Annotated in this window: 22 protein-coding genes; 7 read left to right on the top strand and 15 right to left on the bottom strand. The window is 74.2% G+C overall.

Annotated features, from left to right (window positions below; translation table 11 throughout):
- Nucleotides 1–6 precede the first annotated feature (6 nt).
- Genes AB0A65_RS18935 through AB0A65_RS18960 form a run of 6 tightly spaced genes read left to right on the top strand, consistent with a single transcriptional unit; the run spans nucleotide 7 to nucleotide 5601 of the window.
- Nucleotides 7–960 carry a phosphoglycerate dehydrogenase gene (locus tag AB0A65_RS18935; protein WP_359952791.1) on the top strand — a complete coding sequence of 318 codons (954 nt, stop codon included), beginning with the start codon at nucleotides 7–9 and terminating at the stop codon, nucleotides 958–960.
- Nucleotides 957–1904 carry an aldo/keto reductase gene (locus AB0A65_RS18940; RefSeq protein ID WP_359952793.1) on the top strand — a complete coding sequence of 316 codons (948 nt, stop codon included), beginning with the start codon at nucleotides 957–959 and terminating at the stop codon, nucleotides 1902–1904. Before AB0A65_RS18935 ends, AB0A65_RS18940 begins: the two co-directional genes overlap by 4 nt.
- A 9-nt stretch (nucleotides 1905–1913) precedes the next feature.
- Nucleotides 1914–2669: an aldolase/citrate lyase family protein gene (locus tag AB0A65_RS18945; protein ID WP_359952794.1), complete on the top strand. Its 756-nt coding sequence runs from the start codon at nucleotides 1914–1916 to the stop codon at nucleotides 2667–2669.
- 5 nt (nucleotides 2670–2674) lie between these two features.
- Nucleotides 2675–3808 (top strand): four-carbon acid sugar kinase family protein, encoded by a 1134-nt coding sequence (locus AB0A65_RS18950; protein WP_359952796.1) that lies wholly within the window; start codon nucleotides 2675–2677, stop codon nucleotides 3806–3808.
- A 21-nt stretch (nucleotides 3809–3829) separates the two neighbouring features.
- Nucleotides 3830–4867 carry a 4-hydroxythreonine-4-phosphate dehydrogenase PdxA gene (pdxA, locus tag AB0A65_RS18955; protein WP_359952798.1) on the top strand — a complete coding sequence of 346 codons (1038 nt, stop codon included), beginning with the start codon at nucleotides 3830–3832 and terminating at the stop codon, nucleotides 4865–4867.
- A 23-nt stretch (nucleotides 4868–4890) separates the two neighbouring features.
- Entirely contained in the window at nucleotides 4891–5601 is a 711-nt protein-coding gene (locus AB0A65_RS18960) for a carbon-nitrogen hydrolase family protein (RefSeq protein ID WP_359952799.1), read from the top strand.
- On the opposite strand, the gene AB0A65_RS18965 is transcribed toward AB0A65_RS18960, so the two are convergent.
- The gene (locus tag AB0A65_RS18965) at nucleotides 5598–8918 is read right to left on the bottom strand and encodes a DUF4132 domain-containing protein (RefSeq protein ID WP_359952801.1); all 3321 of its coding nucleotides are present in this window, start codon (nucleotides 8916–8918) and stop codon (nucleotides 5598–5600) included. The genes AB0A65_RS18960 and AB0A65_RS18965 overlap by 4 nt on opposite strands.
- Nucleotides 8919–8981: 63 nt before the next feature.
- Entirely contained in the window at nucleotides 8982–10883 is a 1902-nt protein-coding gene (locus tag AB0A65_RS18970; RefSeq protein WP_359952803.1) for an acetoacetate--CoA ligase, read from the bottom strand.
- Between the two features lie 140 nt (nucleotides 10884–11023).
- Between AB0A65_RS18970 and AB0A65_RS18975 the strand changes: the two genes are divergently transcribed.
- On the top strand, nucleotides 11024–12190 hold the full coding sequence (locus AB0A65_RS18975) for an acetyl-CoA C-acyltransferase (protein ID WP_359952805.1): 1167 nt from the start codon (nucleotides 11024–11026) through the stop codon (nucleotides 12188–12190).
- Nucleotide 12191: 1 nt separating this feature from the next.
- Here AB0A65_RS18975 and AB0A65_RS18980 read toward each other — a convergent pair whose 3' ends face one another.
- The 13 genes from AB0A65_RS18980 to AB0A65_RS19040 all read right to left on the bottom strand — a co-directional run bounded on the left by AB0A65_RS18980 (nucleotide 12192) and on the right by AB0A65_RS19040 (nucleotide 24300).
- Entirely contained in the window at nucleotides 12192–14084 is a 1893-nt protein-coding gene (locus AB0A65_RS18980) for a GAF domain-containing protein (protein ID WP_359952806.1), read from the bottom strand.
- A gap of 34 nt (nucleotides 14085–14118) precedes the next feature.
- A complete protein-coding gene (locus AB0A65_RS18985) occupies nucleotides 14119–15450 on the bottom strand; it encodes an MFS transporter (protein ID WP_359952808.1) in 1332 nt (443 codons plus the stop codon).
- A 37-nt stretch (nucleotides 15451–15487) separates the two neighbouring features.
- Entirely contained in the window at nucleotides 15488–16270 is a 783-nt protein-coding gene (locus tag AB0A65_RS18990) for an SDR family oxidoreductase (RefSeq protein WP_359952810.1), read from the bottom strand.
- A 90-nt stretch (nucleotides 16271–16360) separates the two neighbouring features.
- Nucleotides 16361–17461, bottom strand: a complete 1101-nt coding sequence (locus AB0A65_RS18995) for a PP2C family protein-serine/threonine phosphatase (protein WP_359952812.1) — start codon at nucleotides 17459–17461, stop codon at nucleotides 16361–16363.
- An 80-nt stretch (nucleotides 17462–17541) separates the two neighbouring features.
- Nucleotides 17542–18732, bottom strand: a complete 1191-nt coding sequence (locus tag AB0A65_RS19000) for an MFS transporter (protein WP_359952814.1) — start codon at nucleotides 18730–18732, stop codon at nucleotides 17542–17544.
- Between the two features lie 174 nt (nucleotides 18733–18906).
- The gene (locus AB0A65_RS19005) at nucleotides 18907–19440 is read right to left on the bottom strand and encodes an SUKH-4 family immunity protein (protein WP_359952815.1); all 534 of its coding nucleotides are present in this window, start codon (nucleotides 19438–19440) and stop codon (nucleotides 18907–18909) included.
- A gap of 4 nt (nucleotides 19441–19444) precedes the next feature.
- Complete coding sequence (locus tag AB0A65_RS19010; RefSeq protein ID WP_359952816.1) at nucleotides 19445–19999, bottom strand: hypothetical protein; 555 nt, start codon at nucleotides 19997–19999, stop codon at nucleotides 19445–19447.
- Between the two features lie 13 nt (nucleotides 20000–20012).
- Nucleotides 20013–20858 carry a hypothetical protein gene (locus AB0A65_RS19015; protein WP_359952818.1) on the bottom strand — a complete coding sequence of 282 codons (846 nt, stop codon included), beginning with the start codon at nucleotides 20856–20858 and terminating at the stop codon, nucleotides 20013–20015.
- 7 nt (nucleotides 20859–20865) lie between these two features.
- On the bottom strand, nucleotides 20866–21591 hold the full coding sequence (locus AB0A65_RS19020; protein ID WP_359952820.1) for a hypothetical protein: 726 nt from the start codon (nucleotides 21589–21591) through the stop codon (nucleotides 20866–20868).
- Nucleotides 21588–21917 carry a type VII secretion target gene (locus AB0A65_RS19025; protein WP_359952822.1) on the bottom strand — a complete coding sequence of 110 codons (330 nt, stop codon included), beginning with the start codon at nucleotides 21915–21917 and terminating at the stop codon, nucleotides 21588–21590. The genes AB0A65_RS19020 and AB0A65_RS19025 overlap by 4 nt, the downstream gene beginning before the upstream one ends.
- A 2-nt stretch (nucleotides 21918–21919) precedes the next feature.
- Nucleotides 21920–22321, bottom strand: a complete 402-nt coding sequence (locus AB0A65_RS19030) for a YbaB/EbfC family nucleoid-associated protein (protein ID WP_359952824.1) — start codon at nucleotides 22319–22321, stop codon at nucleotides 21920–21922.
- 225 nt (nucleotides 22322–22546) lie between these two features.
- Nucleotides 22547–23200, bottom strand: coding sequence for a response regulator transcription factor (locus AB0A65_RS19035; RefSeq protein WP_359952826.1), 654 nt, complete (start codon nucleotides 23198–23200; stop codon nucleotides 22547–22549).
- Nucleotides 23188–24300 carry a histidine kinase gene (locus tag AB0A65_RS19040; protein WP_359952828.1) on the bottom strand — a complete coding sequence of 371 codons (1113 nt, stop codon included), beginning with the start codon at nucleotides 24298–24300 and terminating at the stop codon, nucleotides 23188–23190. Before AB0A65_RS19040 ends, AB0A65_RS19035 begins: the two co-directional genes overlap by 13 nt.
- Nucleotides 24301–24368 lie beyond the last annotated feature (68 nt).

The raw sequence follows: 24368 nt of genomic DNA on the forward strand, positions 1-24368 counted from the left end.
GAACCCATGCGAGTACTGGTCACCACCCCGAGCTTCGGCGCGCAGTCGCCCGACCCGTGGACCGTCCTGTCGGAGGCCGGGATCGAGGCCGTCCGCCCCGCCGCGGCCCACCCGCTCGACGCCCACGCGCTCGCCGGCGAGGCCGAGGGCTGCGACGCCCTCATCGCCGGACTCGACGACGTGCGCGGGCCCGCGCTGGCCTCGCCGACGCTCAAGGTGATCGCCAAGCACGGGACCGGCACCGACAACATCGACGTCGAAGCCGCAGCGGCCCAAGGCATCACGGTCGTCAACGCCCCCGGCGCCAACTCCGGCGGCGTCGCCGACCTGACGCTCGCGCTCATCCTCGCGACCGCCCGGCGCCTCCCCGAAGCGGACGCATCCTGCCGTGCCGGGGAATGGCGCCGCTTCCCCGGCCTGGAACTCGCGGGCAAGACCCTCGCGGTCCTCGGCTACGGGCGCATCGGCCGCGCCGTCGCCGCCCGCGCCCTCGCCTTCGGGCTCAACGTGGTCGCCTACGACCCGTACGTGGCCGACTTCGGCCCCGACGTGCGCCCGGCGACCCTCGCCGACGCGCTCGCCGCCGCCGACATCGTCTCGCTCCACCTGCCCGGCGGCGGCGGGCCGATCCTCGACCGCGCCGCGCTCGCCTCCCTGCGCGAGGGCGCGATCGTCGTCAACGCCGCCCGCGGCGACCTCGTCGACGAGACCGCCCTCGCCGAACTCCTCCTCTCCGGACACCTCCGCGGCGCCGCCCTCGACGCCACCGCAAGTGAACCCCTCCCCACCGACAGTCCGCTGCTGACCGCCCCGAACCTCATCCTCACCCCGCACATCGGGGCCCAGACCGACCTCGCCAACCGCGCCATGGGCATGGCCGTCGCCGAGGACGTCGTGCGCGTCCTGAACGGCGAGGCCCCCCGCAACCCCGTGCCCCCCAAGGAAGGGACCACCGCATGACGACCCAGTACGGCACCGCCGTCCTCGGCTCGATGACGTTCGGCGACACCGTGGACGAGGCCGCCGCGGCCGAGACCCTCGCGCTCGCCGCAGCGGCCGGGGTCCGCATGGTCGACACCGCGAACGCCTACGCCGGAGGCGAGACCGAGCGGATGCTCGGCCGCCTCCTCACCGACGACCGGTTCCTCATCGCCACCAAGGCCGGGATGCCCCACCCCGACGCCGGGGACCGCCCCCCGCTCTCGCCCGCCGCGCTCCGCGACTGCCTCCACGGCAGCCTCAAGCGCCTCGGCCGCGACCGCGTCGACCTCTTCTACCTCCACCAGCCCGACCGCGACACCCCCATCGAGGCGACCCTCACCGCGATCGGCGAACTCCTCGCCGACGGCACCATCGGCGCCTACGGCGTCTCCAACTTCGCCGCCTGGCAGATCGCGCAGATCCAGGCCACCGCGGACCGGCTCGGCATCGCCAGACCCGTCGTCGCCCAGCAGCTCTACAACCTCGTCGCCCGCGGCCTCGACACCGAGTACGCTGAGTTCGCGCAGTCCACCGGCCTCGCCACCATGGTCTACAACCCCCTCGGCGGCGGCCTCCTCACCGGCCGCCACCGCTACGCCGAACGCCCCGAAGCGGGCCGCTTCGGCACCTCCCGCCTCGCCGCCATGTACACCGACCGGTACTGGAACGAGCAGCTGTTCACCGCCATCGACGCCCTCGGCCGCATCGCCGCCGACACCGGCGTCCCCCTCGTGGAGCTCTCCCTCCGCTGGCTCCTCGGCCGCCCCGTCACCGACGCCGTCCTTGTCGGCGGCTCCGCCCCGCACCAGATCGCCGCCAACCTCGCCGCCCTCGCCCGAGGCCCCCTGCCCGCCGACGCGCTCGCCGCCTGCGACGAGGTCGGCCGCGCCCTGCGCGGCCCCATGCCCGCCTACAACCGCTGAGGAGACACCATGCACCACAACGACATCACCGAGACCCTCCGAGGCGGCGGCACCGCCGTCGGCTACTGGACCGTCCTCGACGCCCCGATCGCCACCGAACGCGTCGCCACCACCGGCTACGACTACATCGGCATCGACGCCCAGCACGGCCTCATGGGCTACGACGGGGTCCTGCGCAACCTCATGGCCGTCGACGCCGCCCACACCGCCGCCGGGATCGTCCGCGTCGCCGCCAACGACCCCGTCTGCATCGGCCAGGCCCTCGACGCGGGCGCCCTCGGCGTCATCGTCCCCCTCGTCGACACCCCCGAGGACGCGGCCGCCGCCGTCCGCGCCGCCCGCTACTCCGGCCGCCGCTCCTACGGCCCCATGCGGTCCGCGCTCCGCGTCGGCCCCCGCCCCGCCGACGCCGACCGCCAGGTCCTCGTCCTCGCCATGATCGAGACCGCCGAAGGACTCGCCAACGTCGAGGCCATCGCCGCCACCGAAGGGCTCGACGGCCTCTACATCGGACCCTCCGACCTCATGCTCGCCGTCGGCGGCGCCTACCCCGCCGACCCCGACCACACCGTCGACCTCGAAGCCGCGATCGAACGCACCCGCGCCGCCGCCGACGCCGCCGGGATCGTCCCCGCGATCCACACCCTCGACGGCGCCACCGCCAAGCGCCGCCTCGACGCCGGATTCCGCATGGTCACCATCGCCTCCGACCTCACCCACCTCGAAGCCGCCGCCCGCGCCCACCTCGCCGCGGCGAAGGCGTGACGCCCGTGCAGCACACCTCCGGGACCTCGGTCGCCGTGGTCGCCGACGACGCCACCGGCGCCGCCGACGCCGCGCTGGCCTTCGCCGAGACCGGCTGGACCGCCCACCTGGAACTCGCCGGGGCCTGGACCCCGCCCGAGGGCGCCCACACCGCCGCGGCCCTGTCCACCGACTCCCGCGCCGCACCCGACGCCCGGGACGCCACCGAGCGCGCCGTCCGCACCGCGCTGGCCGCCGGGGCCGACCGCGTCTACCTCAAGATCGACAGCACCGGTCGCGGCACGATCGCCGACCAGATCGCCGGAGCCCGTGCGGCCCTGGGGGACCCGCTCACCGTCCTGTGCCCGGCGTTCCCCGCCGTGGGCCGCACGGTCGCCGCCGAGCACCTCCTCGTGGACGGCGCCGACGCCGCCGCGGGCCCCGCCGGGACCGACCCCGTCACGCCCCTGGCCACCGGCGACCTCACGGTCCTCGTCCCCGGTGCGCGCGCCGTGGACCGGCTCGTGCCCGGCGCCGCCGGCATCGTCGTCCTCGACGCCGAAGTGGACGAGGACCTCGACCGGATCGCCGCCTCCATCGCGATCCTCGAACGGCGCCAACCGGTCCTCGCGGTCGGCTCCGCCGGACTCGCCCGCGCGCTCGCCCGCGTCTGGCACCCGACCCCGCACGACGTGACCGTCCCGCCCGTGCCGACCGACCTCGTCGTGGTCTCCTCCCTCAACCCGGCCACCCGCGCCCAGACCGCGCACGCGGTGCGGCACGGCATCGCACACACCGTGCTCGACGTCCCGAACGCCACCGACGCCGAGCTCGAAGCCGCGATCCGCGCCCTCCCGCGGCCCGCGATCGCCTCCACCAGCGCCGTCCGCGATCCCCAAGGCGCGCAGCACCTCGCGCACCGCCTCGGCACCGCCGCCGCCCGCGCCGTCCAAGCGACCCAGCCGAAGACGGTGGGCCTCGTCGGCGGCGACGGCGCCGCAGCGGCCCTCGCCGCGCTCGGCGCGCCGCGCGCCCTCGTCGCCGGGCGCATCGCCCCCGGCGTCCCCCTCCTGCGCCTGCCCGGCCTCGACGTCTGGACGAAAGCGGGCGGCTTCGGCCCGCCCGGCCTGCTCACCGACCTCATCCAGCCCGCACACTGACCCACAGGAGACCACGACACCATGGACATTCCCCGCCTCGCCGTCACCCAGGGCGACGTCGCCGGCATCGGCCCCGAGATCATCGCCCGCGCGCTCCTCGAACACCCGGAGCTGCGGGGACGGTGCGCCCCAGTCGTCGTCGGCGACGCCGACGCGATGCGCCGCGGCGCCCGCCTCGCGGGCCTCGACCCCGACAAGGTCGCCGTCATCGCCGACCCCGCGGACGCCACCAACGACCCGGGGCTCATCGAACTCGTCCAGACCGGGCCCTCCCTCGGCGACATCCCCCTCGGCGAGCTCTCCGCCGAAGCCGGGGACGGCGCGTACCGGTTCGTCGTGCGCGCCTGCGACCTCGCCAAGGAGGGCAAAGTGGACGGCATCGTGACGCCGCCGCTCAACAAGGCCGCCATGCACCTCGGCGGCCACCCGTTCCCCGGCCACACCGAGCTCCTCGCCCACGAGTTCGACGTGCGGAACTTCTCGCTCGTCCTCGGCGCGGGCGACCTCTACCTGTTCCACCTCACCACGCACGTCTCGCTGCGCCAGGCGATCGAGGGCATCACGCCGCAGCGCACCGACAACGTCATCGCGCTCGCCGCCGCGTTCGGCAAGGCCCTCGGCCGCGAGCACCCGCGCATCGGCCTCGCCGGGCTCAACCCGCACGCGGGGGAGAACCGCCTCTTCGGCGACGAGGACGCCGACGTCCTCGCGCCCGCCGTCGCCCGCGCGCAGGCCCGCGGCATCGACGCCCACGGCCCCATCGCCGCCGATGCCCTCATCCCGCAGGCCGTGCGCGGCAAGTGGAACCTCGTCATCGCCTGCTACCACGACCAGGGCCACGCCCCGTTCAAGGCCGTCTACGGCGACGACGGCGTGAACATCACCGTCGGGCTCCCCGTGGTCCGCGTGTCCGTCGACCACGGCACGGCCTTCGACATCGCGGGCAAGGGGATCGCCCGGGAGGGCTCCCTGGTCCTCGCCATCGAGCGCGCCGCCGAACTCGCCCCCGGCTGGCACCACGTGTGGGACCAGGCCCGGCAGGTGGACCTTCAATCCTGACGGATCGGGCTACAGTCGGCGGTATGGACTCCACCTCCCGCCCGCCCCTGACCATCGCGCTCGCCCAGCCCGACCTGCGCCCCGGCGACGTCGCGGGCAACGCCGCAGCCCACGCCGAGGCGATCCGCGCGGCCGGTGCGCGCGTCGTGGTCTTCCCCGAGCTGTCCCTCTCGTCCTACGCGATGGCCGCCCCCACAGTGTCCCTTGAGGACCCGGCGCTCGACGCGATCACTCAGGCGTGCGCCGAGACCGGGTCGATCGCGCTCGTCGGAGCGCCGCTCGCCGAGGACGGCGAGGAGCACATCACGATGGTCCGCTTCGACGCGGGCGGCCCGGAGCTCCTGTACCGCAAGATGTTCCCCGGCGGCGACGAGACCGACCGGTTCGTCGCCGGGTCCGCGCCCGCGGTCCTGGACGTGGACGGCTGGCGCCTCGGCCTGTCCATCTGCCGCGACTTCGCGATCGCCGCGCACATCGAGGCCACGGCCGCGCTCGGCATCGACGCGTACGTCGGCGGCAACCTCCACGACGCGGAGGGCGCGCTCCGGCGCGACGCCCACATCCCGAAGCTCGCCGCCGAGTACAGCGTGTGGGTCGCCATGGCCTGCTTCGCGGGCCCCGGCAGCGACTACCCCGACGCCTCCGGCGGGTCGGCCGTGTGGGGCCCGGACGGCGAGGTCGTCGCCCGGGCCGACGACCGGCCGGGCCGCATCGTCACCGCGACCCTGACCTAGCGCTCGACCGTGTACCGGTCGAGCGTCCGCAGCAACTCCGAGGCCGTCACGGCGTCGATCGCGGTCGGGAACCCCCGCCGCTCCGCCGCCGCGTCGTAGTCCGCTGCGGACGACAGGTACACCGCGCGGACCGCCTGGTCGGGCTGGTCGGCGTCCACGGTCCCGAGGTAGGCGTCGAAGCCCTTGTCCAGGACCAGTACGACGTACCCGCCGCCGGGCAGCGGCAGGTGGACGCCCGGCTCGACCCACAGGTTGTTCGCGGGGCCGGTGAGCCACCCGGTCTTCGTCAGCGCGAACACGCGCCCGACGCTGATCGACCTGCCCGCGAACCGCTCCAGGCGGCCCGTGCGCAGCTCCTCCTCGGTGAAGGCCAGGACCGGGCGGCCGAGCTGCTCGAACGGTTGCAGCACTTCGTAGTCGGCGAACGCCCGGGTCCAGTCCGCGAGCCGGTCGAGGGCCGCCGGGTGCGCGATCCGCACCGCGGCGTCCCCGGGCAGGGCCGCGGTCTCGTCGTCGACGTCCGCGAAGGTCTCGTCCTCGGCGATCCGGAACGCCAGCGCCGCGTCCCCGGCGACGGCCTCCCACACCAGCCGCCGCGCGAGGTGGCGCAGCAGGGGATGGCCGACGAAGTACTCCTGGAACTGCGGCACGGTCCACGTCCGCTGCGCGGCCATGGCCCGCTCCAGCCGCCGCACCTGCTGCTCGGCGACCTTCTTCACGTCCTTCTTCAACTGCGTGAACCGCTGGTACGCCGTTTCGGCCTTCGCCGGGTCGTCTCCCTTGCGGGGCTTGGGGAGCCGTGCCAGGCGCTTGCCCTGCGCGTCGATTGCGAACGGCACCAGGCGCTCGTCGAAGCCCACGGCGAACCATCGCGGCCCGTAGTCGAGGACGAGGTCGCCGTCCAGCCCGAAGTCCGGCACGAGCCGGTCGGCGAGCTGCTCGGGGCTGAGGCCGAGTCGCGCGGCGACGAGGTCGATCTGGCGTCCCGCCTCCTTCTTCAGCGGCCGGAAGCCCACTTTGAGGGAGATCGAGTGGAGCGCCCGCAGGGAGGTCTCGGTCCCGATGGCGCCCAGGCGCTCCAGGCCGTCGACGGCCCGCTTGTGCTGGCCCTGGCCGGGCCAGCGCCGGACGAGCGTTTCGAGCCGGGCCACGGTGTCGTCGTCGGCGAAGTGCGCGAGCTGCGAGAACGCCCACGAGTCCTTCGCGGGCGACCCGGCGGCCGTCCACAGCTCGAACACGGCCCACGAGAACGCGGTGAGCGACTCGGCGTCGCAGGTCTCGGCGGCGACGCGGACCCCGGCGTACGGGATCTCGGGGGAGTCCAGGGCGAGCACGGTGAGCAGGTGCGCGACCGACTCGTCGGGCAGGGCCGCCTCCCGTCCCTTGAGGAGCACCTGGGGGAGGAGCGCCGGTGCGGCCCAAGGGGCCTGCTTGGGGATCGTCGTGTCGAGGGGGTCGAGCGGGTCGGTCCCGATGAGCGCGCCGATCGCGGCGGACGCGGCCTCGCCGTACGTTTTCGCCGCGGTCGCCACGGGTTCGGCGCCGTACTCGGCGATGAGGTACCGGAGGGCCGCGGTGGCGGCCTTGCGCGCGGGCCGGTCGCCGCCGAGCGCGTCGGGGACGAGCAGGTGCGGGGCGGCCTCGGCGTGGCGCGTGAACCACTGCTTCGCGACGGGCGCCAGCGACTTCGACTTGGTGATCCACTCGGCGGCGAGGCGTGCGGCCTCCAGGCTGCGGATCGGCACGAGCGCCTCGGCGACGGCGCCGCGGCCCTTGACGAGCGGCACGAGCCGGTCGGCGACGCGGGTGCCGAAGCGGGCGAGCACCCGCTGGAGTTCGTCGGGGTAGACGTCGGTCGCCCGGCCGTCCCAGCGGTCGAGCAGGGTTTCTGCGGCTTCGATCCGCGCCCAGGCGAGGAACAGGATCGGCCGGTCGAGCCTGCCGTTCTTCTCAAGGCGGGCGAGGAGCCGCTGCTCCTCCTGCTCGTCCATGCCGCCGCGGTCCTCTTCGCGGAGGGTCGCCCAGCGGTGCCGCTCCTCCTCGTCGGCCCACACGACGGCCGTCGCGGACTCCGGTTCCAGGCCCGCCACGACGACGGGCTTGGGGCGCTTGGCCTTCCACGGCGGCGACACCAGCAGCGGCGGCAGCATGTCGGCGGTCGCCTCGGGCGCCCGGTCGCCAGCGTTGAGGAGCGCGGCGACGGCGTCGCGGACCTCCGGCGCCGCATCATCCATTGCGGACCGCATCGCTTCGGACGACCCGGCGAGGCCGCCGAGGAGCCGGAGCCGTTCGGGGTCGGCGTCGGCGGCGCTCGCGGCGACGGCCCGGAGCGTCCTGTGCGGGAACCGCTCGGCGGTCGCCATCGCGACGGGGAGCGCCCCGGGGCGGTCGATCCGGTCGATGAGCCGCCGGGTCGCGGTGTCGTCGGGCAGGAGGCCGATGGCGGTCATCAGGGCCGCGCGCGCGGGTTTCGAGAGGCGTTCGAACCAGCCGTCGAGCTGCCCGACGAGGGCCGGGAGCGCGTCGGCGCCGAGCCCTGCGAGGAGCGGGGCGAGGTTGCGCTCGTCGGCGTGGGTGAGGCCGCGGCGCTGCGTGAGGTGGTAGTCGCGGGGGTCGGCGGCGATGTGCCAGGCCATCCAGTCGTCGGCGCGGCGGTGCTCGAAGTACCCGGTCATCTCGGGGACGGCCGCCTCGACCCAGGCGGCCTCGGTCGGCATGAGGAGGGCCGCGCCGACGAGGCGCGCCGGGTCGGTCCGGAACTGCGCCACCGTGTCGACGGCGACCCGGTACTCCTCCTCGCTCGCGGCGGCGAGCATCGCCCGGATGCGGTGGGCCGCGGGCTCGGCGTTCCTCCAGCCCTTCGGCTCGTCCCAGCGGAGGTAGGTCCGCAAGTGCCCGTCGAAGACCGACCGGTCGTCCTGGGCGTAGGAGCCGTTGTAGACCAGCGCGGATTCGAGGACGGCCGCGGCGGCGAAGCCGAGGCCGTGCGCGGCGACCCACGCGTCGAGGTGCCGGAGCCGCTCGGCGGGCGGGACGGTCTGCTTCCCGTTGGCGTCCAGGAGGTGCATGAGCGCGGCCGCGCCGGCCGGGTCGAACCGTCCTTTGAGGTGCTCGCGGATCGCACCGGTGTAGTTCTCGTTCCCGTCGGCGCCCTGCTCGATGTGCGCCCAGTTGTCGGCGATGCGCTTCTGGATGTCCTGGGGTGCATCGGGGTCGAGCGGTACGGGCGCCGCTTCGTCCCGGCCGCGCCGCGGCATCACGTGGCGCTGCCACTTCGGGGGCAGCACGAGCCGGTCTTCGCTGGGGGGATTCGTCATGCCGTGCAGCCTAAAGCGACCGGCCGACATTCTCGGCGGCCGGTCGCTCGAACGCGGCGGCGCTCAGACGTGCGGCAGGAACGCTTGCAGCGCAGTCGGATCGGCCAGCGCACCGGGTGCGACGGCCTGGTCGACCGGCACGCCTTGCAGGATGCGCTTGACGGGGACCTCGATCTTCTTGCCGGTCACGGTCCGCGGGATCTTCGGGACGGCGATCACCTCGTCGGGCAGGTGCCGCGGGGACAGCTCGGTGCGGATCGCGGTCGCGATGGCGCGCTTGAGGTCCGCGTCCACCTCCACGCTCGCCTCGACGAACACGAGCAGCCGGTCCTCTTCGTCCAGGTGGACCACGAGGGAGTCGGTGACGCCCGGGACGGCCTCCACGACGGAGTAGAACTCGGCGGTGCCCATGCGCACGCCGCCGCGGTTGAGCGTCGCGTCGGACCGCCCGGAGATGACGGCCGAGCCGCGGTCGGTGATCGTGATCCAGTCGCCGTGGCGCCACACGCCCGGGTACCGGTCGAAGTAGGTGTCGCGGTACCGCTCGTTCTCGCGGTCCCCCCACAGCCCCACGGGCATCGACGGCATCGGCGAGGTGATCACCAGCTCGCCCTCCCGGCCGATCCCAGGGGTCCCGTCGGGCGCGTACGACTGCACGTCGGCGCCGAGGCACCGGCACGACAGCTCGCCGCGCCACACGGGCACGTTCGGTGCGCCGCCGACGAATCCGGTGCACAGGTCGGTGCCGCCGGAGAGGGACTGGAGCTGGGCCGTCGCGGAGACCGACTCGTACACGTAGTCGAAGCCGACCGCCGGGAGCGGGGCTCCCGTGGAGCCGATGCCCTTGAGCCGCTTGAGGTCCGCGACGTCCTTCGGCACGATGCCGCGGTCGCGGCAGGCCATGAGGAACGGCGCGCTCGTCCCGAAGTAGGTCGCCCCGGACTCCTCGGCGAGGCGCCACAGGCCCTCCGGGTCCGGCGCGCCGTCGAACAGGACCACCGAGGCGCCCACGACCGGCGCCGATGCCAGGTAGTTCCACATCATCCACCCGGTCGTGGAGTACCAGAAGAACCGGTCGCCGGGGCCGAGGTCGTGGTGCAGGCCGTGCATCTTCGCGTGTTCGAGCGCGATCCCGCCGTGGCCGTGGACGATCGCCTTCGGCAGGCCCGTCGTCCCCGAGGAGTACAGGATGTAGAGAGGATGCGAGAACGGCACCGGCTCGAACGCGAGTTCCCCGTCGGCCCCGAAGTCCTCCCACCGCTCGCCGACGGTGAACCCGTCGTCCAGATAGGAGAACGTCACGAGCCGCTCGGGCTTCAACTCCGCGACGACCTGCGCGACCTCCTGGTCCCGCCGGATCGTCTTGGCGCCGTAGCGGTACCCGTCGGTGACGAACAGGATCGCGGGTTCGACCTGCTTGAGCCGGTCCACGACCGCCCGCGCCCCGAACTCGGGCGCGCACGAGGAGAACACCGCGCCGATCGACGCCGCCGCGAGCATGAGCGCGTACGTCTCGGGCACGTTCGGCATCCACGCCGCGACCCGGTCCCCGCGCCCGATCCCGGCCGCGAGCAGGCCCGCGCGCAGCCGCGCGACCGCCTCCCGCAGCTCGGTCAGCGTCCACTCGACCGGCCCGCGCGTGTCCGAGTACGCCAGGACCGCGGTGTCGCCCGCGTCCATGCCCGGCGCCGCCAGCACCGCCTTCGCGTAGTTCAGCCGCTCATCGGGGAACCACACCGCGCCCGGCATCGCCGCCGACGGCAGCACCCGGTCCTCCGCGACCGGCCCGCCGAGCCCGAAGTGCTCCCACACCCCGCCCCAGAACAGGCCCGGCCGCTCCACCGAGCACCGCCACAGGTCGCCGTACGCGGTCAGGTCGGTCCCCGCCCGCCCGGACAGCCACTTCCCGAACGCCTCGATGCGGGTCCCGCCCGCACCGGGCCGCCAGAGCACCTCGCCGGTCACACCGTCCTCCTTCGTCTCGGCCTGTGCCAGTCTCCCCGACACGGGCCCGCGCCGCAGTGGGGGCCCGCCACACACCGGCACCGGGCCTCATGGGGACCGGAACCATGGACCCGGCGGCCCCTGACCCCTAGGATCGGCCCATGGGTATCCACCACGAATCCACCGTCATCCTCGCCGCCGCACGCACCCCGATCGGGCGCTTCGGCGGGAGCCTCGCCGACGTCCCCGCCACCGCGCTGGCCGGCACCGCGATCCGCGCCGCCCTCGAACGCTCCGGCGTCGACCCCGCCCGCATCGGGCAGGTGATCCTCGGGCACGTGCTCCCCGCCGGGTGCGGCCAGAACCCCGCCCGCCAGGCCGCCGTCGCCGCGGGCGTCCCCATGCACGTGCCGAGCCTCTCGGTCAACAAGGTCTGCCTCTCCGGCATGACCGCCGTCGGCCTCGCCGACGCCCTCCTGCGCACGGGCGCATGCGAGTTCGTCGTCGCCGGGGGCATGGAGTCCATGACCCGCGCCCCGCACCTGCTGCCCGGTTCGCGCCGCGGCTTCAAGTACGGGGACGTCACGATGCTCGACCACGCCGCGTTCGACGGCCTCACCGACGCCTACGACGGCGTCTCCATGGGCGAGTCCACCGAGCGCCACGCCCAGCGCCTCGGCCTGGCCCGCGCCGACCAGGACGCGTTCGCGCTCTCCTCGCAGCAGAAGGCCGCCAAGGGGACCGACGCCCGCGCCGCCGAGATCGCCCCTGTCGACACCGGGAAGGCGATTGTCGACGCCGACGAGGGCCCGCGCCCGCAGACGACCCTCGACGGCCTCGCCGGGCTGCGCCCCGCGTTCACCCCCGACGGGTCGCTGACCGCCGGGAACTCCTCGCCGATGAACGACGGCGCCGTCGCGCTCGTCCTCACCACCCGCTCCAACGCCGAGCGCCTCGGCCTCGACTGGGAGTCCGAGATCCTCGCGTACGCCACCGTCGCGGGCCCCGACAACTCGCTGCTCCTCCAGCCCTCCCATGCCATCCAGACCGCCGCCGCGCAGGCCGGGGTCGCCGTGGCCGACTTCGAGGCCGTGGAGATCAACGAGGCGTTCGCCGCCGTGGCCCTCGCGTCCGCGGGCGAACTGGGGGTCGACCCCGAGCGCGTCAACCGCGACGGCGGCGCCATCGCCCTCGGCCACCCGCTCGGCGCCTCCGGCGCCCGCCTCGTGCAGACCCTCTCGCGCCAGCTCCCCAGCGGCGCCGTGGGCGCCGCGGGGCTCTGCGGCGGCGGCGGTCAGGGCGACGCGGTCGTGCTGCGCGCCAGGTAGGTCAGCCCGACCCGGAGAGCCGGTGGACCCGGAGCGCCAGCTGCACTTCCAGCGACCGCGCGGGGGAGTTCCAGTCCCGGCCCAGGACCGCCGCGATCCGGTCGAGCCGCTGCGACACGGTGTTGACGTGGACGTTCAACGCCGCCTTGGTCTTCGCGAGGTGCCCGCCAGCGGCGTAGTACGCCTCCAGGGTCCCCACGAGGTCGGTGCCGCGCCTGCGGTCGTAGTCCAGGAGCGGACCGAGCGTCCGCTCCACGAACGCGCCGGTGCCGGCCTCGCCCAGGAGCACCCCGATGAACCCGAGCTGCTCCATGCACGCGCCCTCGCCGCGCCGGTCCAGCGTCAGCATCGCCTCGGTGCACCGCACGGCCTCGGCGTACGCCTCCGGGAGCCGCTCCAGGTCCGCGACGCGGCCGGAGGCGCCCACGGTCACGCGCTGGCCCGCGGTCCGCGCGAACCCGGCGGCGAGCTTCGCGGCGCGCCCGCCGGGGTCGTCGGCGGGCAGCAGCAGAACCGGGCGCCCGTCCCGGCCCCCGGCGAGCCCGCCCTCGGCGCGCGCGAACCGCTTCGCCTCCAACGCGAGGCGCGGCTGCACGGGGCCGTCGAGGACGAACACCGCGTGCGGGCGGCCCAGGTCGATCCCGAGCTTCCCGGCCCGCAGTCCCAGGCTCGACCCGCCGCTGCGGCGCCGTCCCGCGTCCGTGAGCAGGTCGTCGAGCAGCTCGCCCCGCACCAGGTCCTCCGCGTCCGCCACCGACCGGCGCAGGAGCAGCAGCAGCGCCGTCACCAGCGAGGCCCGCTCGAACAGCTGCCGGTCCGCCTCCGCGAGGTCCGCCCGGCCGCCGAGCACGATGGAGCCCAAGGGTTCCGGGCCCGCCATGACCGCGCACACCCACAGGCCCTCCGCGAGGACCGCGCTCCGCGACGCCTGCGAGCCGTCCACGCCCTCGGCCACGAACCGCACCGCGCCGTCCCCGGCCCGCGCCAGCTCCGTGCCCTCCGCGTCGTAGATCCCGATCGGGCCCGCGAACAGCTCCGCGGTCTGCGACGCCAGGTCCGCGACGTCGCCGCCGGAGAGCACCAGGCCCGTCAGCCGGTCGTGCGCGTCTGCGGCCCGCCGCAGCGCCCCGTTCAGCCGCGCCGAGGTCTCCGCGGCGCGGCTCCGCTCGCGCAGCGCCTGCCGGGCCTCCTCCAGCTGCCGGACGCTCTCGATCGCCACGGCCGCATGGTTCGCCAGCGACACGAGCATCGCCACGTCGTCGGGCGCGAACCCGCGCGGCGCCCGGTCCGCGGCGAACAGCACCCCGATGACCTGCTCGCCCACGCGCATCGGGACGCCCACGATCCCGTGGACGCCCTCCTCGGTCACGGCCGTGTCGATCCGGTCGGTGTGGTTGAACCGCGAGTCCACCCGGTAGTCGGTGCTCGCGTACGGCAGCGCGGTCTCCGCGACCAGGCCCCCGAGGCCCTCGCCCATGCCCAGGCGCAGCTGCTGGAACTTCGCGGACACCGACCCGTCGGTGACCCGCATGTACGTGTCGCCCGCGTCCGGGTCGCGCAGCGCGATGTACGACAGGTCCGCGCCCAGCAGGGTCCGGGCCCGGTGGACGATCGCGCGGAGCACCGAGTCGAGGTTCCGCAGCGCCGCGAGGTCCCCGGCCGTGTCGAACAGGGCCGCCAGCTCGGCCTCCCGGCGGCGCCGCTGCGCCAGCGTCCCGCGGATGCGCCGCACCGACTCCGTGGCCTCCTCGACGGCGGCGACGGCCTCGGCGCCGGCCCGGGACCGCTTCAGGTCCCGGGCCGGCGCCGCGAGCTCGTCGTCCGAGGCGTCCGCCGCGATCAGCCCGATCAGCCGCAGCAGCGCGGCCGCCGCGGGGTCGACGCCTTCGGACACGGGAGCCTCTCTCAGGTCAGGGGACGCAGGAAGCCTAGTCCCTGATGCCGCTGGTCAGATCGCGTCCCCGCGTCTCGCGCACCACCGCGGCCGTGATCGCCGTGACCACCGCCGCCGCGCACAGGTACGCCGACACCGGCACCGACGAGCCGTACTCGCTCAGCAGCTTCACCGCGATGATCGGCGCCAGCGCCCCGGCCACGATCGACGCGAGCTGCGACCCGATCGCCGCCCCCGAGTACCGGACCTTCGTGTCGAACAGCTCCGACACGAACGCCGCCTGCGGGCCGTACATCGCGCCGTGGAACAGCAGGCCCACCGTCACCGACAGCGTCACCGTCCCGAACTCGCCGGAGTCGACCAGCCCGAAGAACGCGAACGCCCACACCGCCATCCCGGCCGCGCCGACGAGCGTCACGGCCCGCCGCCCGATCCGGTCGGACAGCGCGCCCCACAAGGGGATCGTCACGAAGTGGATCGCCGAGGCGATGAGCACCGCGTTCAGTGCGAGGCTCCGCGACAGCTCCAGGTGCACCGTCACGTAGACGAGCACGAACGCGGTGAGGATGTAGTACGAGACGTTCTCGCCGAAGCGCAGCCCGATCGCGCCGAGCACCTCGCGCCAGCCCGTGCGGAACACCTCCACGATCGGCGGCTTCTCCTTCACGCCGCTCGCGGCCCGCTCGGCCTGCGCCTGGAGGAACACCGGCGACTCCGTCACGGAGATGCGGATCCACAGGCCGATGACGACCAGGACCCCCGAGAGCAGGAACGGGACGCGCCAGCCCCAGTCGAGGAACGCCTCCTCGGACTGGACGACCGCCAGGAGCGCGAGCACGCCCGTGGCGAGCAGGTTCCCGCCGGGCGCCCCGGCCTGCGGCCACGACGCCCAGAACCCGCGGTGCCTCGCACCGCCGTGCTCGGAGACGATGAGCACCGCCCCGCCCCACTCGCCGCCGAGAGCGAAGCCCTGGACCAGGCGCAGCAGCGTCAGGAGGACCGGCGCGGCGACGCCGATCTGCGCGTACACGGGCAGCAGGCCCATCGCGAACGTCGCGCCGCCCATGAGCAGCAGGCTGAGCACGAGGAGCTTCTTGCGGCCCAATCGGTCGCCGTAGTGGCCGAAGACGAGGCCGCCGAGCGGCCGGGCGAGGAACCCGATGGCGTAGCTGGCGAACGCGATGAGCGTCCCGGTCAGCGGGTCGTGGGTGGGGAAGAACGCGGTGTTGAACACCAGCGCGGCGGCGGAGCCGTACAGGAAGAAGTCGTACCACTCGACGGTCGTGCCGACGAGGCTGGCGGTGACGATGCGGCCGATGCCGCTGCGGCGCTCCGTCGGCGCCGCGGTGAGGGCTGGGTCGGTCATGGGCGGTGCCTGTTCTCTAGAGGGGACACATGAAGGGCTAGTTGGCGGTCCAGCCGCCGTCGAGCGTGAGGGAGGACCCGGTGGCGAAGCCCGAGCCGGGGCCGCACAGCCACAGCACGGCGGCCGCGACCTCCCCGGGCTCCAGCAGCCGCTTCAGCGGGGTCCGGTCGAGGAGCACGGTCGCGAGCGGGTCTTCACTGCCCGCGGCCGCGAGGTCGTCGAGCTGGCGCTCCACCAGCGGGGTGCGCACGTAGCCGGGGTTGACGCAGTTGCTGGTGATCCCGTACGAGGCGCCCTCGATCGCGGCCACCTTGCTCAGGCCCTCCAGGGCGTGCTTGGCCGCGACGTACCCGGCCTTGTTCGCGCTGGCGCGCAGGCCGTGGACGCTGGAGACGTTGACGATCCGCCCCCAGCGCTGCCGCTGCATGTGCGGCAGGCACTGCTGCATGAGCTGGAGCGGCGCGGCCACCATGACGCGCTGCATGAGCGCGAACCGGTCGAGCGGGAACTCCGCGAGGGGGGCCACGTGCTGGAACCCGGCGTTGTTGACCAGGACGTCGACGCCGTGCGGCAGCGCGGCGACCGCGGCCGCGTCGGCCAGGTCCGCGACGTGCGCCGTTGCCCCGATCTCCTCGGCGACGGCGCGCACGGCCCCGGCGTCCCGGTCCACTGCATGGACCATCGCCCCGGCCGCGGCGAGCGCGGCCGCGCAGGCCCGCCCGATCCCGGACCCGGCCCCGGTCACCAGCGCCGTCCGTCCACTCAAGACCGAACTCGCGCCCGCGGCCGGGCCGTCCCCAACGGGTGTTACGGTATTCATGCCGGTAAATGCTATGGACGCGGCGGCGCCGGGGCCATGTCGAACGCCCCCACAATTCCGCCCCGACCCGTGTGGCCCGCCGACACCCCGCTACGGCTCCCGGCGGACGCCGACCACCAGGACCGCCGTGTCGTCGGTCAACCGGAACCCGTGCGTCTCCAGGTCCGCGAACAGGAACTCCACCACCGCCGCGGCGTTCGCGAACGGCTCGGCCCCGGCCCGGTCGCGCAGCCGCTCCTCGAACGGGTACATGCCGCCCGCGCGGTCGCGGGCCTCCACCACGCCGTCGGTGAACGCCACCAGCAGGTCCCCGGGGTGCAGGGCCCGGCCCACCGACCGGGCGGCCACGTTCATCTCGCCGACCAGGCCCAGCGGCGGCGCCGGGGTCAGCGACAGCGCCTCCACCTCGTTCCCCCGGACCAGCAGCGGCGGGTGGTGCCCGAAGCTGCGGACCTCCACGGTGCACCCGTCCCGCGCGAACGCCATGAGCAGCGCCGTCGCGAACTCCTCGGTCCACCCGCCGCGCCGCTCGTTGCACATGAGCATCCGCCGCTCCATGCGCACGCTCAGCGCGTTCAGGTCCACGTCGTCCAGGGCTCCCTCGCGGAACGACCCGAGCAGCGCCGCCATCGTCGCGACCGCGCCCAGCCCGTGCCCCGACACGTCCCCGAGGACCGCCCGCACGCCCCACTGCGTGTCCAGCAGGTCGAAGAAGTCACCGCCGAGGCGGCTGTCCGCGGCCGCGGCCCGGTACCGCGCCGCGCATTCGAGCCGCCCGATCCGCCGCGGCAGGTCAGGCAGGAGCGCCCGCTGCGCCGCCTCCGACACCGCGTTCACGTTGATGAGGCTCGCGATGACCCGGTCGCGCAACACCGCGATGACCACGCTCGTCGCCCCGATGAGCACCACCGGCACCATCTCCGAGTACCCGTCCGCGACGCCGCCGCTGATGCGCGACCAGTTCAGCGCCGCGCACGCTAGGAGCGCGGTCACCGCGACGACCACCGTCGTCCGCGGCCCGTTGACCAGGGCCGCGAGCGGCGGCAGCGCCGCGATCAACGTCCACAGGTGCACCGAGGAGGTCGCCAGCTCCACGGGGACCATGACGATGACCAGGACGAGCGGCAGCGCGCGCAGCCACGCCAGACCGACGGTCTTGCGCAGCGTGAGCATCTGCGGCAGCCGCTCCATCACCGCCTCCGTTCCGCGAGCGATCTGGGTCGATCATCGCCGGAACGGGGCGCGCGCGGAGCGCTCTCGCCGAAAGCGCCTCAGGCCGCGGCCGCCGCCCTCGCCCGCGCGGGCTCGGTCGTGACCAGGCCCGTCACCACCGCCGCCGCGGCGAACACCGCGCCCGTGAGCGCGATCGACCCGGCGCCGCCGTGGACGAGCGTCAGGCCCCCGAGCGAGGACCCGAGCGCGATCCCGACGTTGAACGCCACCGAGTTCGCCGCCGACGCCGTGTCCGTGCTCCCCGGCGCGAACTCCATGACCCGGTTCTGGAGCGCCGGGCTGAACATGCCCATCGACAGGCCCGTCAGGACGATCGCGCCGCCGGTGACCCACGCGTTCGCCCCGAACAGCCACATCGCCGCGAAGACCGCCGTCAGCAGCACCAGCGGCAGCACCACGGCGAGCCGCTGCGACCGGTCCGAGAGGATGCCGCCCGCGGCGATCCCCCCGAAGTCCGCGACGCCGCGCACCAGCAGCAGCGGCCCGAGCATCGCCGCCGACATGCCCGCGACCGCGGTGATCACCTCCGACGTGTACGTGTAGACCGCGAAGAACCCGGCCACCGACAGCACCGTGGTCACCAGGACCAGCGCGAACCGCCGCGCGTCGGGGACCGTGCCGCGACCGGCGTGCTCGTTGCGGGTCGGCCGCGCCGGGAGCGCCGCGAACAGGGTGCCGAGCGCGATGAGGCCCATGGCCGCGAGCGCGAGGAACGCGGCCTGCCATCCGGCGCGCTGGCCGAGCCAGGTCGCGGCGGGCACGCCGAGCATCGGGCCGATGGAGCCGCCGGTGTAGACGACGGCGAGGACGCGGCCGCGCACGTGGACGGGGAACATCCCGGCGGCCACGGGGCCCACGATCCCCCAGAACACGGCCTGGCTGAGCGCGGTCGCGATGCGGGCCGCGAACAGCAGCTCGTACTGGGTCGCGGCGGCCGAGGCGGCGGTTGCGAGGACCATGACGGCCATGAGGGCGAGCAGGAGCGGGCGCCGCGGCACCTTCGCCACCAGCTTCACGAGCGGGAGCGTCACGATCGCGACGGTGACGCTGTAGCCGGTGACGAGCAGCCCGATCTGCGACAGCGACACGTCGAGGTCCGCGGCCATCTCGCCGAGGAGCCCGACGGGCGCGGTCTCGGCGGTGACGTAGCAGAACGCGGCGACGGCGAGCGCGACGAGCGCCGCCGCCGACCTCCGGTCGCCGAAGGCCGACGTGGACGGACCTGACATGGGCGGCACCTCGTTCGCGGGGGCGGCACGACCGTGCCGCGGGCATGGGGGAACAGAGGCCCTGCCGTGAGGCGACGGCGAGGCCGTCGGAAGCCTACTCCAGGCGCCCGGCGGTCCCCGAGCGCTTTTCCCACTGCCCGGTCCCACCGCCCGGCCCCGCCGCCCCGAACCGGCTCAGCGGGTGCGGTACTCCAGCTGCGTGAACGTCGCCGACCACCACGAGCCGGGGTCGGCGAACGCGTCGGGGTCGATGCGCGCGAGCTTGCTGCGCAGGACCGCGGCGCGGCGGGCCCGGCCCGCCCGGCCGGTGTCCTCGTCCACGAACTGCGCGAACCGGAACAGGAACTCGCTGAGGGACTTGAAGCTCGCGTTCACGAGTTCGAGGGTGCCGTTCCGGACGGCGAGCTTGACGATCCGGCCGGTCGCCGTGTCGAAGCAGAACAGCGTCGACTCGGGGTCGGCGGGGACCGCGCCGACGACGACCACCTGCACGGTGCCGCCCGAGCCGCGCTTGAGGTCCATGTCCTCGTAGAGCCCGTACCGGCCCGTCAGGTAGGAGGTGAACACCGCGGACATGTTCACCGGGATCAGGTCGGTGTCCGGATAGGACGCGGCGGGCGCGGCGAACTCGCGCATCCACCGGCTCCGCGGGAACCGGACCACGTTGTCCGGGCCCCAGGCCCGCACGTACTCCTGCTGGTCGCGCATCCCGCTACTCCCCGGCGAGGCCGGTCTCGCGCAGGTACGCGAACCACGGGTCCTCGTCCCACCACGCGGTGCGCTGCCGCTCCTTGGGGCCGTGGAGCCCGGTGTACCCCGGGCCCATCGCCACGGTGTCGGCGAACTCGGCGACGGAGGCGCACTCGACGAGCACCCCGGTGTCCCAGTCGCGCTCGAAGTAGTTGAACCAGTAGACGATCACGGCCCCGGAGTCCAGGTCGAGGAGGACCGCGTCCTCGCCGACGTCGCCGATCCGCAGGCGCCTGCGGTCGTCGATCGGCTCCCCGTCGGCGTCGATCGCGTCCATCGGGCCGAACGCGGACTCGGGCAGGAACAGGATCTCCCCGAACCGGGCCGGGCCCGCCGCCAGGTACAGGTCCGCGAGGCCCCCCGGGTACGCGCCCGCGAGCGCGACGGGCTCGCCGAGTCTCAGCGGCGGCGCGTTGTGGCGCCCCGCGTCGTCCTCCCAGCGCCGTGTCAGCGCCGCGGGGGCGCCGCTCCCGCGCAGCCCTTCGACCTTCGCGCGCATCGACTCCAGATGACCCATCGGACCTCCCCGCTCACCGCTTCGGACTGTACTTGTCGTGGACGACGTTGATCTGGATCTGCGCGCCGTCGGGGACCTGCCGGAGCTGGCCGCGGAGCTGCCCGCCCATGCCGTGGTTGGTGGCCGAGTCGATCCCCCACATGTTGTCCGGGCCGTCCTTGCCGCCGAGCTGGAGGTCCTGCGCGTGGTCGACCTGCTGGCCGTCGAGTTCGGCGAGCCGCCGGTCGAGGTCGGCCTGGTCGGTGGCCTCGGCGAACGCCTCCCGCTCCTTGGCCGCGCGCCACGCGTCGGTCTGGTCCGAGCGCAGGTCGCCGGTGTCGGGGGTCTTGACGAGCTTCCCCTCGTCGCCGAGGTTCTTGAGGTGGTTGGCCTTCGCCTCGAAGTCCGAGCGGTCCCAGCCCTCGTGCATGCGGAGGGTGACGGTCCACTTCTTCGTCTTCGGGTCGTACACGGGCGCGGGCATGTCCTCGTTGAACCCGCGCGTGTAAGTCGGGGCCTTCTTCACGCGGTCCGGGTCGAGGGTGATGTCCTTCCCCTTGGCGTCCTTGCGGGTCCGGCCGGCCGGGAGCCGGTCGGGGCCCTTCGGGGCGCCCGGCGCCTTGGGCCGCGCCGTGGACCCGGTCGCCACTTTCTTCAGGCTCGTCTGCCTCGCGCGGACCGTGGCGCCCGTGGCGTGGCGGCTGCGCCGTGCGGGGTCGGCGTCGGTCCCCGACCCCTTGCGCCGCCGGGCGTCCACGTCGGCGTCGCCGCCTTTGGGGCGCTTCCCGTTGGCGCCGTGCGGGGTGTTCACGTGCGGCGCGCGGGGCCGCTTGTGCAGCCCCAGCGCGAGGAGGAGGGTGAGGAGCAGCAGTCGTCGCATGTCGGGCCTACCCGTCGATGAGTGCGCGGAGGTTCATCAGGCTGGTCACCAGGAGCGTCAGCCACCCGAAGACCCGGGCGACCCACTTGACGATCGCGGCGGTCGCCTGCGCCATGACCACGGGCGTCGCGAGGCCGAGCGTGAAGACCTCCTCGGCGATCCACATGCACAGCCGCCCGATGCAGTCGGCGATGAAGCCGCGCACCAGCTCCCGCACGGTCTGCACCAGAGCGCCCGCGCCCCGCGTGGCCGCCCCCATGGCCTCGGCGGTCCCGCTGGCGCCGTAGAGGACGTCGATGTTCTCGGCGACCATCGCCCGGTACGCCTCGGCGGCCGTATCGTGCCAGCCGGTGATGTCCGCTTCGGCGCTGGACTTGAGGGCGTCGCCGATCGAGGCGAGCTCCTGCGCCATGTTGTCCCAGGTGATCGCGTGCGTCTCGATCGTCTCGGGGTCGCCGGTGACCGCGTCGAGCGCCTCCTTCAGCGGCTGGATCTGCTCCATGGCCCACTCGACGCCCATGGACGCGAGGCTCCCGAACGGGTCGATCGCGAACGACGCCAGGTTCAGCGCCCCGCTGGTGAGCGTCAGCCCCGCGGCGACCCACTGGCCGCTGAGGATCTGGACGGTGAGGTCGTGGAAGTCCTCGGCGACCGACATCCCGGTGAGGACGCTCCGCTGCTGCGTCGGGTCGATGTCGGCCTTGGTGGCGATGAGCGGGTTCGACTCGGTCACGGCGCCACCGGCCCCGCGGTCGAGCTGTTGATCGCCTTGAACGAGCTGGAGTTCTGCTTGTCCGCCTCCTCGTAGTCGTCGGCGCTGTCGGACACCGCGCCCGCGAGGGACGTGATGTTGAAGGCGATCTCGCGGACCAGCTCCTCCTGCGCGTCGTGGCGCTCCTTGAGGATCGCCGGGAAGAACGAGCACAGCGCGCCGTACGCGTCCTCGCCGCCGGAGATGTGCGCGCTCGCGTCCTGCACGGCCTGGAACCGCTCGTGGATGCCGCGCAGGTGGACCGCGTGGGTGTGCAGCTCGTCGACCTGCACCTTCAACTCGCCCATGGTCACCGCTCCCCGGAGTCGTCGAGGCGTTCGAGGCGCCGCTCGTACCCGGCCATGAGGGCCTTCCCGGTGGCGGACCCGGACCCGACGCTGTCGGCGACGACCTCCTTGGCGGCCTCGGCGAGCTTCGCCTGCGCGGCCCGGTAGACCTCCATGACGGCGTCCTCGGTGAAGTGCGCGGACTGCTTCTGGACCCGGTGCGACAGTTCGATCTTCGTCATCATGCCGTCGGCGTCCACGGTGATCGTGACGGTCCCGTTGTCGTCGGAGGCGGTCGCGGTGAGCGCCTGGAGCCGCTCGCTCGCGGCGAGCGCGTGCTGCGCCATGGCGTCGGCCCGCGCCTTCCAGTCCTCGACGCGCCGCATCGCGTCCTCGGGGTCCAGGCTGAGGAGGGGGTTGTCCATGGCGTCTCCTTGACCAGGGGCTTCACTCGACGGCGAGTGAACGGGCGGGCCCCTCATTGGACGATATGCCAGGCGGGCCACCACCGGTTCCTCAGTTTCCGCACGCTCCGGAGGGCACAAGGGACAGATCCGGTACAGGTGGACTCCAGTACCGCTCGAAGCGGTGAAATCAGCCGTTCAGACGATGCCTGCTCACCCTTTTGGACGATCCGGTCCGGGTGGGGCTCAGACCAGGTCGGCGTCGTGCGCGAGGAGCGCGATCTGCGTCCGGTTGTCCAGGCCGAGCTTGGTGAGGATGCTGGAGACGTGCGACTTCACCGTCGTGACGCTCATGTCGAGGTTCCCGGCGATCTCCGCGTTCGACTCGCCGTACCCGATCCCCACGGCCACATCGTGCTCGCGGGGCGTCAGCGCCGCGAGCTTCTCGCGGGCCCGCTCGTACGTGCCCGCCTGGGTGAGCGTGCGCTCCATGAGCCGCCGGGTGATCCGCGGCGACAGGATCGGCTCCCCGGCCGCGACTTTCGCGACGGCCTCGGCGATCCGGGCCGGCGGGGTGTCCTTGAGGAGGTACCCGCTGGCGCCCGCGCGCAGCGCGTGGAGGATGTTCTCGTCGGTGTCGAACGTGGTCAGCACGACCACCTCGGGCGGGTTCGGCCGCCCGCGCAGCCGCCGCGTGGCCTCGATGCCGTCCACGTGCGGCATCTGGAGGTCCATGAGGACCACGTCGGGGGAGTGGGCCTCGAACGCGGTGAGCGCCTCGCGCCCGTCGCCCGCCTCGCCGACCACGCGGATGTCCCCGACGCCGTCGAGCATCATGGACAGCCCGGCCCGGACCAGGGCGTCGTCGTCGACGAGGAGCACGCGGATCACGTCGGCCATGGTAGCCGGGCCCGCAGCTCGAACCTCCCGCCGCTCGCCTCGTGGTCGAGCGCGCCGCCCGCGAGCCGCACCCGCTCGGTCAGCCCGACCAGGCCCAGGCCGCTCCCCGGCACGGCCGAGCCGGTCCCTTCCTCCGGGAGCGGGTTGACGACCGCGATCACCAGATCGCCGCCCGGCGCGCCCTCCAGCGACACGTCCACAGGCAGTCCGGCGGCGTGCTTGCGCGCGTTCGTCAGCCCCTCCTGGACCACCCGGAACGCCGTGCGCCCCACCGAGTCCGGGGGCACCGCGCCGCCGAGGCGGTCGGCCACCTCCACGACCTGTCCGGCCGCCCGCGCGTCCGCGAGCAGCCCGTCCAATGCCTCCAGCGTCGGCTGCACCCCCGAGACGCCCTCGTCCTCGCGCAGTAGCCCGATGACCTCCCGCAGCTCCTCCAAAGCCTGGTGCACGCCGTCGCGCACCACTCCCGCGGCGAGCGCGATCTTCTCCGGCGGCGCGTCGGGCCGGAACTCCAGCGCGCCCGCGTGCGTCGCCACCAGTGACAGGCGGTTCGCGAGCACGTCGTGCATCTCCCGCGCCAGGCCCCGCCGCTCCGCGGCCCGCGCCTCGGCGACCCTCCGCCCCTGCTCGGCCTCGGCGCGCCGGGCCCGCTCGCGCAGCGAGATCACCAGGTCCCGGTGCGAGCGCGCCAGCGTCCCCCAGCCCAGCAGCGCCCCGTACACCGCCGCGACCAGCAGCGCCCACCAGTCGAAGCCCAAGGCCGCGTTGGGGTGCCACACCCACTGGAGCAGGTGGGCCGCGATCCCCGCGAGCGACACCGCCACCGCCGTGCGGAACCGGGTCCGCCACGCCACCTGGAGCGCCCCCACGGTCGCCGCGGTCGTCGCCATCGGCGACAGCACCGCGAGCACTGTGGCCGTGAGCGCCCCGGTCACCGGCCGCCACAGCTGCACGACCGCCGACGCCCACGCGAGCACCGCGACCGTGTACTCCAGGGGCCCGAGCGAGGGCTGCGCCAGCAGCGACAGCGCGGTCAGCGCCCCCACCCCGGCGGTCATGGACACGATCTCGACAGGGCGCGGAGCACGGCGATAGATCACCGGCACATGCTAGCCACCCCCGCGGCCGGGCCGTCACCTACGAAAGTAGGAGGCGCCCCGTCCCTCCG

It is taken from the genome of Glycomyces sp. NPDC047010 (genome assembly GCF_040644205.1).
Taxonomy (GTDB): domain Bacteria; phylum Actinomycetota; class Actinomycetes; order Mycobacteriales; family Micromonosporaceae; genus Glycomyces.

Excerpts from the sequence above, each read along its gene's own strand:
- AB0A65_RS18995 (WP_359952812.1), bottom strand. The coding sequence starts at position 17,461 with ATGGAGCGGCTGCCGCAGATGCTCACGCTGCGCAAGACCGTCGGTCTG.
- AB0A65_RS19000 (WP_359952814.1), bottom strand. The coding sequence starts at position 18,732 with ATGTCAGGTCCGTCCACGTCGGCCTTCGGCGACCGGAGGTCGGCGGCG.
- AB0A65_RS19035 (WP_359952826.1), bottom strand. The coding sequence starts at position 23,200 with ATGGCCGACGTGATCCGCGTGCTCCTCGTCGACGACGACGCCCTGGTC.
- AB0A65_RS18945 (WP_359952794.1), top strand. The coding sequence starts at position 1,914 with ATGCACCACAACGACATCACCGAGACCCTCCGAGGCGGCGGCACCGCC.
- AB0A65_RS18985 (WP_359952808.1), bottom strand. The coding sequence starts at position 15,450 with ATGACCGACCCAGCCCTCACCGCGGCGCCGACGGAGCGCCGCAGCGGC.
- AB0A65_RS19015 (WP_359952818.1), bottom strand. The coding sequence starts at position 20,858 with ATGCGACGACTGCTGCTCCTCACCCTCCTCCTCGCGCTGGGGCTGCAC.
- AB0A65_RS18960 (WP_359952799.1), top strand. The coding sequence starts at position 4,891 with ATGGACTCCACCTCCCGCCCGCCCCTGACCATCGCGCTCGCCCAGCCC.
- pdxA (WP_359952798.1), top strand. The coding sequence starts at position 3,830 with ATGGACATTCCCCGCCTCGCCGTCACCCAGGGCGACGTCGCCGGCATC.
- AB0A65_RS18965 (WP_359952801.1), bottom strand. The coding sequence starts at position 8,918 with ATGACGAATCCCCCCAGCGAAGACCGGCTCGTGCTGCCCCCGAAGTGG.
- AB0A65_RS19010 (WP_359952816.1), bottom strand. The coding sequence starts at position 19,999 with ATGGGTCATCTGGAGTCGATGCGCGCGAAGGTCGAAGGGCTGCGCGGG.
- AB0A65_RS19005 (WP_359952815.1), bottom strand. The coding sequence starts at position 19,440 with ATGCGCGACCAGCAGGAGTACGTGCGGGCCTGGGGCCCGGACAACGTG.
- AB0A65_RS18940 (WP_359952793.1), top strand. The coding sequence starts at position 957 with ATGACGACCCAGTACGGCACCGCCGTCCTCGGCTCGATGACGTTCGGC.
- AB0A65_RS18935 (WP_359952791.1), top strand. The coding sequence starts at position 7 with ATGCGAGTACTGGTCACCACCCCGAGCTTCGGCGCGCAGTCGCCCGAC.
- AB0A65_RS19030 (WP_359952824.1), bottom strand. The coding sequence starts at position 22,321 with ATGGACAACCCCCTCCTCAGCCTGGACCCCGAGGACGCGATGCGGCGC.
- AB0A65_RS18975 (WP_359952805.1), top strand. The coding sequence starts at position 11,024 with ATGGGTATCCACCACGAATCCACCGTCATCCTCGCCGCCGCACGCACC.
- AB0A65_RS18990 (WP_359952810.1), bottom strand. The coding sequence starts at position 16,270 with ATGAATACCGTAACACCCGTTGGGGACGGCCCGGCCGCGGGCGCGAGT.
- AB0A65_RS19025 (WP_359952822.1), bottom strand. The coding sequence starts at position 21,917 with ATGGGCGAGTTGAAGGTGCAGGTCGACGAGCTGCACACCCACGCGGTC.